This is a genomic window from Streptomyces sp. NPDC002265 (assembly GCF_040296125.1).
In the GTDB taxonomy this organism is placed as follows: Bacteria; Actinomycetota; Actinomycetes; order Streptomycetales; family Streptomycetaceae; genus Streptomyces.
In genome coordinates this window covers 1-12,154 of sequence record NZ_JBEOWS010000304.1, presented here as the reverse complement: position 1 = coordinate 12,154, position 12,154 = coordinate 1, and the positions used below count along the sequence as shown (strand labels likewise).

The 12,154-nt window shown below is 71.7% G+C and carries 11 protein-coding genes and 2 pseudogenes; 6 read left to right on the top strand and 7 right to left on the bottom strand.

Going from position 1 to position 12,154, the window contains the following annotated elements:
• Nucleotides 1-66: 66 nt before the first annotated feature.
• Nucleotides 67-930, top strand: coding sequence for a PRD domain-containing protein (locus tag ABT085_RS36040; RefSeq protein ID WP_351617867.1), 864 nt, complete (start codon nt 67-69; stop codon nt 928-930).
• 39 nt (nt 931-969) lie between these two features.
• Here the strand turns inward: ABT085_RS36040 and ABT085_RS36035 are convergent, their stop codons facing one another.
• From ABT085_RS36035 to ABT085_RS36015, 5 genes are all read right to left on the bottom strand, one after another.
• Nucleotides 970-1,929, bottom strand: a complete 960-nt coding sequence (locus ABT085_RS36035; protein WP_351617860.1) for a D-2-hydroxyacid dehydrogenase family protein — start codon at nt 1,927-1,929, stop codon at nt 970-972.
• Nucleotides 1,930-2,085: 156 nt separating this feature from the next.
• Entirely contained in the window at nt 2,086-2,358 is a 273-nt protein-coding gene (locus tag ABT085_RS36030; RefSeq protein ID WP_351617858.1) for a DUF3761 domain-containing protein, read from the bottom strand.
• Between the two features lie 145 nt (nt 2,359-2,503).
• Nucleotides 2,504-3,445: a MerR family transcriptional regulator gene (locus ABT085_RS36025; protein ID WP_351617855.1), complete on the bottom strand. Its 942-nt coding sequence runs from the start codon at nt 3,443-3,445 to the stop codon at nt 2,504-2,506.
• 395 nt (nt 3,446-3,840) lie between these two features.
• Nucleotides 3,841-4,158, bottom strand: coding sequence for a hypothetical protein (locus ABT085_RS36020; RefSeq protein WP_351617852.1), 318 nt, complete (start codon nt 4,156-4,158; stop codon nt 3,841-3,843).
• Between the two features lie 63 nt (nt 4,159-4,221).
• Nucleotides 4,222-4,911: a DJ-1/PfpI family protein gene (locus tag ABT085_RS36015; protein WP_351617849.1), complete on the bottom strand. Its 690-nt coding sequence runs from the start codon at nt 4,909-4,911 to the stop codon at nt 4,222-4,224.
• 207 nt (nt 4,912-5,118) lie between these two features.
• Between ABT085_RS36015 and ABT085_RS36010 the strand changes: the two are divergent.
• The 3 genes and pseudogenes from ABT085_RS36010 to ABT085_RS36000 all read left to right on the top strand — a co-directional run bounded on the left by ABT085_RS36010 (nt 5,119) and on the right by ABT085_RS36000 (nt 8,031).
• Nucleotides 5,119-6,057 (top strand): annotated as a pseudogene (locus ABT085_RS36010) (GlxA family transcriptional regulator).
• A 113-nt stretch (nt 6,058-6,170) separates the two neighbouring features.
• On the top strand, nt 6,171-6,428 hold the full coding sequence (locus tag ABT085_RS36005) for a hypothetical protein (protein ID WP_351617847.1): 258 nt from the start codon (nt 6,171-6,173) through the stop codon (nt 6,426-6,428).
• A gap of 124 nt (nt 6,429-6,552) precedes the next feature.
• Nucleotides 6,553-8,031, top strand: coding sequence for a glutamate-cysteine ligase family protein (locus ABT085_RS36000; protein WP_351617844.1), 1,479 nt, complete (start codon nt 6,553-6,555; stop codon nt 8,029-8,031).
• Nucleotides 8,032-8,069: 38 nt separating this feature from the next.
• Here ABT085_RS36000 and ltaE read toward each other — a convergent pair whose 3' ends face one another.
• Entirely contained in the window at nt 8,070-9,191 is a 1,122-nt protein-coding gene (ltaE, locus tag ABT085_RS35995; protein ID WP_351617841.1) for a low-specificity L-threonine aldolase, read from the bottom strand.
• A gap of 153 nt (nt 9,192-9,344) precedes the next feature.
• On the opposite strand from ltaE, the gene ABT085_RS35990 reads away from it, so the two are divergent.
• Together ABT085_RS35990 and ABT085_RS35985 are read left to right on the top strand one after the other, a co-directional pair.
• On the top strand, nt 9,345-10,169 hold the full coding sequence (locus ABT085_RS35990) for a nucleotidyltransferase domain-containing protein (protein WP_502982882.1): 825 nt from the start codon (nt 9,345-9,347) through the stop codon (nt 10,167-10,169).
• Nucleotides 10,170-10,336: 167 nt separating this feature from the next.
• A complete protein-coding gene (locus ABT085_RS35985) occupies nt 10,337-11,911 on the top strand; it encodes a N,N-dimethylformamidase beta subunit family domain-containing protein (protein ID WP_502982881.1) in 1,575 nt (524 codons plus the stop codon).
• A 22-nt stretch (nt 11,912-11,933) separates the two neighbouring features.
• On the opposite strand, the pseudogene ABT085_RS35980 reads toward ABT085_RS35985, so the two are convergent.
• A pseudogene (locus ABT085_RS35980) lies at nt 11,934-12,154 on the bottom strand (hypothetical protein); the annotation flags it as partial.

Below are 12,154 nucleotides of genomic sequence, written 5' to 3'. Positions count from 1 at the left end.
TGGGAGGCGTGCGCGCGCCGCTTCGGTTCGGGAGAGGATGGACACGGACAGAAGGGAGGGCCTGCGGTGAAGGCTCTGCGTGTGCTCAACAACAACGTGGTGCTCGCGAGCGACGAGAAGGGCCAGCCGGTCATCCTCACCGGGCGTGGCATCGGCTTCAGCTCCCACCAGGGCAAGCCCGTCGACTCCGCGCTGATCGAGCGCGTCTTCGTCCCCACCGACGGCCACGGCCACGACCACGACGCCGACCGGCTGGGCGAGGCGCTCGCCCTCATCAGCGAGGAAGTCCTCCAGGCCGTCGTGAGCGCCCTGGAAGAAGTCGGCATCGAGGGACGCGAGTCCACCCGCCCCACCCTCGCCATCGCCGTCGCCGACCACGTCGCCGGCGCGCTGGAACGAGCCAGGCAGGGTACCGTCATCGACTACCCGCTGCGCGCCGAGGTCCAGACCCTGTACGCCGCCGAGTACGCCCAGGCACAGCGCCTGCTGCGGGCCATCAACAAGCGCGTGGCGCCGGAACTGGGCGCCTCCGAGGCGGTCGCGCTCGCCCTGCACCTGGTCAACGCGGGGTTCGTCTCGGGCGACCTGTCGTTCACGTACACGATGACCGGGGTCATCCAGCAGATGCTCGCCGTCGTACGGGAGCGGTACGGGCTGGACATCTCCCACGAGTCGATGAACGTGGCGCGGTTCGTCACCCACGTGCGCTACCTCTTCGTACGGATCCAGCAGCGCCAGCAGCTGACCGGCCAGGAGTCCACGATCGGCAAGGGCATCCGCCAGTACTACCCGGAAGCGACGCGCACCGCGGAGCGGCTCGCGACGATCGTCGAGCTGCGTCTGGGGCGTCGGCTGAGCGAGGACGAGGTCTCCTACCTGGCACTCCATGTGGCCCGCATGACCATGGAGGCCGACAGCTCCGCCGCGTGAGACCACGACTGCGACCGCGACGCGGGGCGGGACGGCACGTCAGCCGAGGACCCGGACCGGGGCGTCGTCGAGGTAGGCCCGGATGTTCTCCACCGCCTGTCCGTAGTAGCGCTCGTAGTTGGCGCGGGACACATAGCCCAGGTGCGGGGTGGCGAGCAGGCGCGGCGCGGTGCGCATCGGGTGGTCGGCGGGCAGCGGTTCGACGTCGAAGACGTCGACGCCCGCGCCCGCGATACGGCCCTCGCGCAGCACGGCCAGCAGCGCGTCCTGGTCGACGATCGCGGCCCGGGAGGTGTTGACCAGATAGGCGGTCGGCCGGAGCAGGGCGAGTTCGGCGGCCCCGAGCAGGCCGCGGGTACGGTCGCTCAGCGCGAGGTGCACGGACACGAAGTCGCTGCCCGCGAGCAGTTCTTCCTTGGAACGGGCGAGGCGTACGCCGGCCGCTTCGGCGCGCTCCGCGGTGAGGTGCTGACTCCAGGCGGTGACGTCCATGCCGAAGGCGAGCCCGACCTGGGCCACCCGGCTGCCGATCCGGCCCAGGCCGAGCAGCCCGAGGGTGCGCCCGGCCAGGTCGGCCCCGACGGTGGACTGCCAGGGGCCACCCTCGCGCAGGGCGTTGTTCTCCTGGACCAGGCCGCGGGCGAGCCCGAGGAGCAGGGCCCAGGTGAGTTCGAGCGGCGGGGTGGAGGAACTCTCGGTGCCGCACACGGTGACGCCGTTGGCCTTGGCCGCCGCGTAGTCGATCACCGAGTTGCGCATGCCGGAGGCGATCAGCAACTTCAGGCGGGGCAGTCGGTCGAGCAGGGTGGCCGGAAACGGCACTCGCTCGCGCAGGGTGATCGCGCAGTCGAAGTCGGCGAGGGCTGCGGAGAGGTCGTCCTCGCCGGTGAAGTGCTCCGTGAAGGAGACGACCTCCACGCGGTCGCCCAGCGCCGTCCAGTCGGCGTACGCGGTCGCCACGTTCTGGAAGTCGTCGAGTACGGCGCAACGGAACGGCATGTCGTTCCTCTCAGGGAATCTCGCTGTCGGGACGGGGCCGGGCGCCCGGTCCGGGGGCAGCCGGCAGCAGGGCGCGTTCACCGGGTGACGGCCACGCGACGGACGGATGCGCCGCCTGCCGTGGGTGGCGGGCGGCGCATCCGCTCGGTGATGGGTCTACTTGAACCAGTACCGGACGCCGCGGTGATGCGAGCAGGTGCCCTGGGAGTGCCGCGAGTACGAGACGGAGGCGTCCTTGCACTTCGCCGTCTCGTACTTGTCCCTCGGCTTCTGGTGATGTGTCCAGCCGCACTGTCCGGTGGTGTGGTGGACGCAGCGGTGGGCCGTGTTGGTGGACGGCAGTGCCGTCGCCGCCGATGCGGCCGGTGCGCTGAAGAAGACGCCCGCGAGGGCGATGGTGACCGCTGAAGCGGCAAGACGCGTGCGCAAGGGATCCCCCGAGTGAGGTGAACAAGTGCAGCCGGAGCTTATATCGGCTTGAACGACTTACCGGCCGGTATCGGAGCTTCGTGGAGTTCACGACCATTCGTGGCGACCCGTCAGATCATCGAAGTCGTGTTCTGCGTAGGGATGTTCAGGCGATCGCGGCCTTGCCGCGCAGGGCCTGGACGAGCCAGGGATACACCGGGAGCAGATGCGGAACCACCTGCCAGCCGTTGACGATCCACACCAGCCGCCAGTAGCGGTCCACCACGGGATCATGCGCCTCTTCCAACTCGCGCGCCATCCAGTCCCGGAATTCCGGGTCGGGGGTGCGCGCGAACACCTCGGCGAAGCGGCGCACGAGGTCGTCGACGACCGGGGCGGCCCGCTCGCCGAGCGGGTCCATGCCCGACTCCATGGCCTCGGTGACCTGTTGACGGGTGAACCTCATCAGTTCCTCGCCGACGGCGCGCTCGATGCCGAGCGTGCGTCCCGCGGCCTGGAACAGGGCCGTCCGGCGCATCCGGGCACGGAAATCCGCGTCGCCGACCAGCTCGGCGAGCTCCACCCATGCGGCGACCTGCTCGTCGGTCGCATCACCGGGGAGGTCGGGAGTGGCGGCGCGAACCAGGGCCACCGCGGCGGGGTCGGCATCCTCCGTGCCGAAAGTGCCCGCCACGAAATCGTCGATCAGACGCCGGCGTTCCTCGCCGGACAACTGGGTGAGTCTGTGCATGAGTTGGGTCTCCTCGGGACTGGACCCCCGTCCGGCCACGACCTGCAGCACGCTCCGACGCAGGAGCAGCGTCCGGATCTGGACGTCCATGGCCTCCGCGTGCGCCGCGGCGACTTCCGCCATCGACACCTCGCGGTCCAGTACCCGTCGAATCGTGGGCAGGTCCAGGCCCAACTCCCGCAGGGTGCGGACGAGTTCCAGACGGACCAGTGCGTCGAGGTCGTAGAGCCGATGGCCGGCGGGACTTCGGGTGGTCGGCGCGACGACCCCGGAATCGGCGTAGAACCGGATGGTCCGCACGGACAGGCCGGTCCGGCGGGAAAGCTCCCCGATCGGGTAGAGGGTCGTCGCGTTCATGTCCCGCACTCTGCCGTCTCCAGTCACTGGAGGTTCAAGGCTATTCCCCGGCCGGGCGAGCATGGCGGGCGCAGGCTGTGCACGGGCCGTCCCGCCCGGAGATGAACGCTTTCGAACGCGGCGTCGCCATCCGTCGGTTCGGGGTACCCGTGCGCCCACGGGACGGGAACTGGGAGTCACGGCGGCGGCGCTCGCTGGACGGGGTGCTCCGCGACCAGGATGCCCTGGAGGCGTACCCCCAGGGGCTTCTCCGCCGGAACCTGATCCCGCTCGTGGAGCAGGAATTCCCGCAGCGCGCAGTCGCAGCGGTCAAGTCCCGCCGACCCAGGCAAGTACCAGCGTCGGCGACATCCGTGACGAAGCCGCGGGAGGAAGCGGGGAGCCCCGGCGTTCGGTCACGGCCGGCGTTCGGGTCCGGTGCGGCGTTCGCCGGTGACCTTCGAGGTCGGGAGGCGGCCGGCCCTGGAGGTGCCCTGGAGGGTGTCTCCGTCGACCGTCACGTCGAACGCCAGGTTCAGCCGCATGGGCTTGGTGACGGCCTGCTTCCAGGTGAGCCGGTCGCCGTCGAGGGTGATGTCGTCGAGGGGTACTTCCTCGTCGGCTCCGCGGGCGACGCCGGTCAGGAGACCGTCCTGCTCACGGAGTTGGACCACGGCCCTGATCTTGCCGATGGGGGTGGAGACGGACAGGTTCCAGGTGCCTTCGACGGACATGCTGATGTTCTTCCTGACTGTGCGAGGGGGATGGTGGGCGGCCGACCGGCGCGGGCCGAGGGCTCAGAAGGGGGTCGGTGTCGGGCCCTGGGCCCGCCAGACGGTGCCGCGCCGCTTGTGGGAGAAGAGTTCCTCGACGGCGTGCGCGACGCGGGGGCCCACCTCGCGTTCCAGCAGGTACAGACCGAGGTCGAGCCCGGAGGTGACACCGGCGCCGGTGATGAGGTCGCCGTCGTCGACGATGCGGGCGCGGACCGCGTGGGCGCCGGTGGCGTCCAGCAGGTCCAGGCCCAGGTGGTGGGTGGTGGCGTGACGCCCCTCCAGCAGGCCCGCCAGGGCCAGGACGAGCGAGCCGCCGCAGACGGTGGCGACCGTGACGTCCGGGTCGTCCATCGCCTGCTTCAGTAGCGCGGGGAGCCCGGTGTCCAGCGTGCGGCCCAGCAGCACCGGGATGGACTCGTCCTGCCGCCGCTGGCCGGTGCCCACCTCTTCCGCCGGGACCTCACCGGGTTCGCCCACGCGGCCGGAGGCGCCGGGGAACAGAAGCATGTCCGCGCGCCTCGGGTCGAGGGTGCCGGTGGCGCGCAGCGTCAGTCCACCGGTCCCGCTGATGACTTCACGAGGGCCTTCCGCGGAGACCAGCTCGACGGTCACCGCGCCGTCCGACGCCGAGCCGCCGGCGTACAGCACCTCGTAGGGGGCGATGGCATCGAGCGGGTCGAAGCCGTCGTACAGGACAACCTGGATGTGCATGGACGTTCCTTTGGGGGTGGTCTCCATCGGACACCCCGAAGTCAACAGGCCGCCGCCTTGATCGCCCAGTGGCAGTATTGACAGAGTTCAACGGAATAATGCCAACGGCATTCAGATCTGCACTCAGAGGCTCGGACCTGCTGTGATACGAGGATCCCCGGATGGCGGGCGAGCATCGCCGAACCGTTGATGAGGTAAGTTCCAGCCATGCACACCGTCGCCGTCCTCGCGCTGGACCAGGTGATCCCGTTCGACCTGGCCACCCCGATCGAGGTCTTCTCCCGCACCCGCCTGCCCGACGGGCGCCCCGGCTACCGGGTCCGGGTGTGCGCCGAGCGCGACGAGATCGACGCCGGGACCTTCGCCCTGCGCGCCCCCTGGGGGCTGGAGGGCCTCCAGGGCGCCGACACCGTCATCGTGCCGGGCGTCGCCGACGTCACCGCTCCGCTGTCCGCCGCCGTGCGCGACGCGCTGCGGTCGGCCGCGGCCGACGGCACGCGGATCGCCTCCATCTGCGCGGGCACCTTCCCCCTCGCCGCCACCGGGCTCCTCGACGGGCTGCGGGTCACGACCCACTGGCTCGCGGCCGACCTCCTGGCCGCCACCCACCCGGACCTCGACGTCGACGCGGACGTGCTCTACGTCGACAACGGCCAGTTCCTCACCTCGGCCGGCGCGGCCGCGGGCCTGGACCTGTGCCTGCACATGATCCGCCGTGACTACGGCTCGGCCGTGGCCGCCGACGCCGCCCGGCTCTCGGTGATGCCCCTCGAACGGGAGGGTGGACAGGCACAGTTCATCGTCCACGACCACGCCCCCGAGCCACAGGGATCGGAGCTGGACGTGCTGCTCGCCTGGCTGCGGGAGAACCTGGCCCGCGACCTCACTCTGACCGACATCGCCGAGCGAGCCGGGACCAGCACCCGGACCCTGATCCGGCGCTTTCGCGAGCAGACCGGCACCACCCCGCTCCAGTGGCTGCACCGAGCCCGGATCCGCCAGGCACAGCACCTCCTGGAAACCACGGAGCACTCCGTCGAACGCATCGGCGGCTAGGTCGGCTTCGGCTCGCCCACCACCTTCCGCGACCGCTTCAAACGCACCACCGGCGTCAGCCCGCAGACCTACCGGCGCACCTTCAGCTGACCCGGCGGGCAGGAACGGGGCAGTGGACGCCGACGCGGAGGCGGCCGTCTCTTTCGCAGCCCCGCCGTGCGTCCTTCCCGGACGGAGCGGGACGGACGATTAGATTCCGGAGCATGACTACACAACCGCAGCGCTTCACCGTCCTGCTGGTCCCCGCGCACATCGCGAACGGAGGCGGCGTCGGCGCGGAGGACTCGGCCGTGAGGTCGGCACTCGTCGAGGCGACGGGCGAGACGGGCGCCTCCGGGTACCCCCGCTACTCGGGGCAGGGGATCGTGGCCGACATCGACCCCGAGACCCGCACCGTCGAGGCGCTGCTCGTCGACGGCGAGGAACTGGACTACGGGCTGGTCGCCCGGGTCGCCGCCTGACCGGGCCGCGGCGGCGACGGTGCCGTCCCCGGCCCCGGTCTGCGGCTTCGTCCCGCATGGTCAGACCCGTCGCGTGGTGCGACGCTGTAGGGGAGAGGCAGCCGTGGGGCCACCGGGAGGGCCGATGGGACGCGACGTTCCGGCGCAGGTCTTCACCCGCGAGGACCGTCGCCGGTACCGGATCAAGATGCAGGAATGTCTCGACGTCTTCGCACAGATGCTTCGGGAGTCACGGTTCGACGCGGAGTGGCCTCAGGTGGGGCTGGAGATCGAGCTGAACCTGACCGACTCCGCGGCCGAGCCGGCGATGCGCAACGCGGACGTGCTCGACGCGATCGGGGATCCCGCCTGGGACACCGAGCTGGGCCGGTTCAATCTGGAGATCAACATTCCGCCCCGGCGGCTGACCGCGGGCGGCCCCGATGCCTGGGAGGAGGAGATCCGTGCCGCGCTGAACCACGCGGACCAGCGCGCCAGGACGATCGGCGTCCAGCTGATCATGGTCGGTATCCTCCCGACCCTGCGGGAGGCGGACGTCGGACCGGACGCCCTGTCGGAGAACGCCCGCTACCGGCTGATCAACGAGCAGGTCTTCGCGGCGCGCGGCGAGGATCTGCTCATCGAGCTGGACGGTGTCGACCGGCTGCGGACCTATGCGGAGACCATCACGCCGGAAGCCGCTTGCACGAGCACGCAGTTCCATCTCCAGGTGCCGCCGGAGGAGTTCGCCGACTACTGGAACGCGGCGCAGGCGATCGCCGGAGTCCAGGTCGCGCTGGCGGCCAACTCGCCCTTTCTGTTCGGCAAGGAGCTGGCGCACGAGACCCGTATCCCGCTCTTCGAGCAGGCGACGGACACCCGCCCGCTGGAGATCAAGGCACAGGGAGTACGGCCCCGGGTCTGGTTCGGGGAGCGCTGGATCAACAGCGTCTTCGATCTCTTCGAGGAGAACCTCCGCTACTTTCCGGCGCTGCTGCCCCTGTGCGAGGACCAGGACCCCCAGCAGACGCTGGATCGCGGGGACACCCCGGACCTGGCCGAACTCGCCCTGCACAACGGCACGATCTACCGATGGAACCGTCCGGTCTACGCCGTCTCCCGGGGCAGGCCGCACCTGAGGGTGGAGAACCGCGTGCTGCCCGCGGGCCCGACGGTCGCCGACACCCTCGCCAACGGTGCCTTCTACTACGGCCTCACCCGCGCCCTGGTGGACGAGGACCGGCCGGTGTGGTCGCGGATGTCCTTCTCCGCCGCCGAGGACAACCTGCACGCCGCGGCACGGCACGGCATCGACGCCCGGCTCTACTGGCCCGGAACGGGCGAGGTGCCGGCGCCCGAACTCGCCCTGCGCAGGCTGCTGCCGCTGGCGCACCAGGGCCTGGAGCGCTCGGGCATGGACGCGGCCTGGCGCGAACCGCTGCTCGGCATCATCGAGCAGCGGTGCGTCACCGCGCGCAACGGCGCCGTCTGGCAGAAGGAGATGCTGCACCGCTACGAGGCGTCGGAGCACTGCGGCCGTCACGAGGCGCTGCGCCGCATGACGCATCAGTACATCGACTACATGCACCTCAACGCGCCGGTCCACACCTGGCCGGTGGACTGACGGAACGGACGGACGTACCGGCCCACGTCCCTACGGGATCAGCCCGTTGCGAGCTCGTCGAGCGTCTCCCGCACGATCCGCACCGCGTACTCCGCGTCGGCGCGCGTCACGTCCAGGTGGAACACGAAGCGCAGCTGGCCCGGGTATCCCGCGCACAACAGCCCGCGGCGCGCAAGCCGTTCGCGCAGCTCGTCGGTGTCGAGGCCGGGGGCGGACTTCGCGAAGACCATGTTGGTCCCGCTGGGCTCCACGGTCAGACCCTGGACGTCCCTCAGGCCCTCGGCGAACAGCGCGGCGTGCGCGTGGTCGTCCGCGAGCCGCGTGACATGGTGGTCGAGCGCGTACAGGGCCGCGGCCGCCAGCACGCCGGCCTGCCGCATCCCGCCACCCAGGACCTTGCGCCAGCGCCGGGCCTCGGCCACGAACTCCCTCGAACCCAGGAGCGCCGAGCCGACCGGCGCGCCCAGGCCCTTGCTGAAGCAGACCGAGACGCTGTCGAAGTGGCCGGCGATCAGCCGGGCCTGCTCGTACGGGTCGCCTCCGGCGGCCACCGCCGCGTTGAACAGCCGCGCCCCGTCCAGGTGCGTGGCCAGCCGGTGGTCGCGGGCGAGCTGCGTGGCGGTCTTCAGGAAGTCCGTCGACACGGCGCGGCCGCCGATGGTGTTCTCCAGGCAGAGCAGCCGCGTGCGCGCGAAGTGGGGGTCGTCCGGCTTCACGGCCGCCGCGATGTCCAGCGGGTCCAGCGTCCCGTCCGCCCGATGCGGCAGCGGCTGGGGCTGAATGCCGCCGAGCACGGCGGCGCCACCGCCCTCCCACCGGTACATGTGGGCCATCTGGCCGGCGATGTACTCGTCGCCGCGGCCGCAGTGGGTCAGCAGGGCGCAGAGGTTGCTCTGCGTCCCCGAGGAGACGAACAGCGCGGACTCGAATCCGAGCAGCCCCGCGATCCGCTCCTGCAACGCGTTGACGGTGGGGTCGTCACCGAAGACGTCGTCGCCCACCTCGGCTTCGGCCATCGCCCGGCGCATCGCCTCGCCGGGCCGGGTGACGGTGTCGCTGCGCAGATCGACGGGACGACCGGGCCGGTCGGGGGAGGCGTCGGCCGTGTTCACGGTACGCGGGACCTCGTCGGCGGCACGGGCGGAATCAGTGGTGGGCACACGCACACTCTGCCACGCCGGATGCGACCCCCGGTGCCGGGGTGGCCGACGTGCCCGAAGGGCCTGCCTTCCAGTCCCCGAGGCGCGGCGCGGGTGCCGGGGAAATCGGTCGCGGCCGGTCAGGTGCCTCAGCACACTGGGCTCGTGGAGCGCTTGGTGGAGATCGCGGACCGGCTGGCCGAGGTCGGCGGCGTCGTGGGTGTGTGTCTGGGAGGCAGCCGGGCCAGGGGTACGCACGACCCCGACTCCGACTACGACCTGGGTCTGTACTACCGGTCGCCGCTGGACACCGCCGCGCTGCGTCGGCTGGCGGCCGAGCTGACCGGCGGGCCGGTGGAGGTCACCGAGCCGGGCGGGTGGGGCCCATGGGTGGACGGTGGCGGCTGGCTGACCGTCGACGGACGGCACGTCGACTGGATCTACCGCGACCTGGACCGGGTGCACCGCGTCTGGCAGCAGTGCCGGGCGGGCCGGTTCGAGATCGGGGCCCAGCCCGGCCATCCGCTGGGGGTGTACTCCCACGCCTACGCCGGTGAGGTGGCACTGGGACACATCCTCGCCGACCCTGGCGGCGAGCTCGGCATGCTGCGGGAGCAGACACATCGCTACCCGGAGCCGCTGCGCGCGGCGCTCATCGGCAACGCGCAGTGGGAGGCGCCGTTCGTCCTGGCCAACGCGCGCAAGGGAGCGGCCCGCGGCGACACTTTCTACGTTGCCGGCTGCCTCTTCCGTGCGGTCGGTCTGCTCGTCCACGCGCTCCACGCCCACGCCAGGAGCTGGGTGGTCAACGAGAAGGGCGCGGTGCGGGCCGCGGGGGAACTCCCCGGTGCCCCAGCGGACTTCGCCGGACGGGCGCACGCGTTGTTCGCCGCGCTCGGCACCACGCCCGAGACGCTGGCCGCCGCGCTCGACGAGGCCGACAGCCTGGTGGCCGAGGTGTGCGGTGGGCTCGCCGACGGTCGTCGGCACGTCGGCTGACGAGTTCTGCGACGAGAACGCGGCTCCGACGCGGCCGGTCCGCCCCGGGAGCGGACGCTGCCGTACGCCGTCGAGACGGCCGACGGCAGGGCGCGCGAGCTGTCCTGCTGTGCCAACTTTGGTCCTTGGGGGCAGGTGCCGCAGGAACCGGACGCACGGGAGGCGATGTGGGCCCCGACCAGCGAGACACCCTCCCGGACGGGAAGGGACACATCCCGGGGCTGCGACGCAGGGCCTTCCTGGAGGCGTGCGCAGGCGGGGGGCTCGCCGCGACCGCCGCGTGCGCCCCGTCCGCTCCCGCGCGCCACCCGGACCGGACTGCAGCTTCGCACCGGCCCGAGGCGGAACGGAACCGTCCGGGGACACCCGACTGGCGCATCCGGTCGCGAGGTCCCGACACGGCCATCATGGGGTACGCGGACCGGGTGAGCGTGACCCCGGGCGAGGAGATCGGTCTGTACGTCTCGACGACCGCGCCGTCCTTCACCGTCTCGGCCTTCCGGGTCGGCTGGTACGGCGGGGCCGAGGCCCGGCTGGTCTGGTCGTCCGAGCGGATACCGGGCCGTGTCCAGCCCGCACCCCGGCTGCTGTCCGACACCCGCACGGTCCGCGCGCAGTGGCCGCGCACGACGGGGCTCAGCACGACGGGATGGCCGGAGGGCGCCTACCTGCTGCGCCTGGACACGCAGGACGGCCACCAGCGGTACATCCCGCTGATCGTGCGCTCCACCCGGGGCGCGGGCCGTACGGTGCTGATGCATGCCCCGGCCACCTGGCAGGCGTACAACCGCTGGGGCGGCTTCAGCCTCTACGAGGGCCCCTCCGGCGCGTACGCCGACCGGTCGCTCGCCGTCAGCTTCGACCGGCCCTACGACGCGGACGGTGCGGAGAAGTTCAGGGTGTACGAGCGGGCGGCGGTGGTCCTGGCCGAACGGCTCGGCCTCCCGCTCGCCTACACCACCGGGATGGACGTACACCGCGACCCGGCGGTCCTGCACGGGGCGAGCGCCGTCATCTGCCTCGGCCACGACGAGTACTGGACCCCCGAGCAGCGCCGGCACGTCACCGAGGCGCGCGACGCCGGCACCAACGTGGCCTTCCTCGGAGCCAACACCTGCTTCCGCCGGATCCGCCTGGAGCAGGAGGGGACGGGGTCCGACCGCACGGTGGTCTGCTACAAGTCGTCCTTCCCGGCCGACCCTCTCCGTACGTCGCACCCGGCCCTGGTGACGACCGACTTCCGCCGGTCCCCGGCGGCCGACCCGGAGTCGTCGCTGACCGGGGTGCTGTACGAGGGCTACCCGACGGACGCCCCGTACGTCGTCCACGCGGCGGACCACTGGCTGTACGAAGGCACCGGCGTGCGCCCCGGAGAGGGCTTCGGGCATCTGGTGGGCGTGGAGTACGACCGGGTCACCCCGGGCGCGCCCGTCCCCGCACCGCTGGAGATCACCGCGCACTCGCCCCTGGTGTGCAACGGCCGGCGCAGCCACGCCGACTCGGCGTACTACACACTCGGCGGCGGCGCGGGCGTCTTCGCGACCGGCACCATGCGCTGGGTCGAGGGTCTGATGGCCGGCACCCCCGACGGGGGCCGCGACCACGGCATGGACGCCCGCACCCGCGCCTTCGTCACCCGTACGACCGAGAACCTGTTGCGTGCCTTCGCCGAGGGACCGGCGGCCCGCCACCGGTCAGCGCCCCGGCCGAACACGACGCAGGTGTACGCGGCCGACGTCTGAGACCGCGGCCGTCAGCCGACCGTCAGCCGGCCGTCAGGATCTCCACGCCGCTCGCCGCGAGCTGCCCGACCACCGGGTGGCCGGGGCCGGCGTCGGTGATCAGTCCGCTGATCTCTTCCCAGGGCAGCACGCGGAACCGGGAGGCCGTGCCGATCTTCTCGGACGAGGCGAGCACGTAGGCCAGGGTCTCGAGCACCTCGTGTGCGGCCTGGTGGAACTCGGGCTGCGCCGGATTGCGGTGCT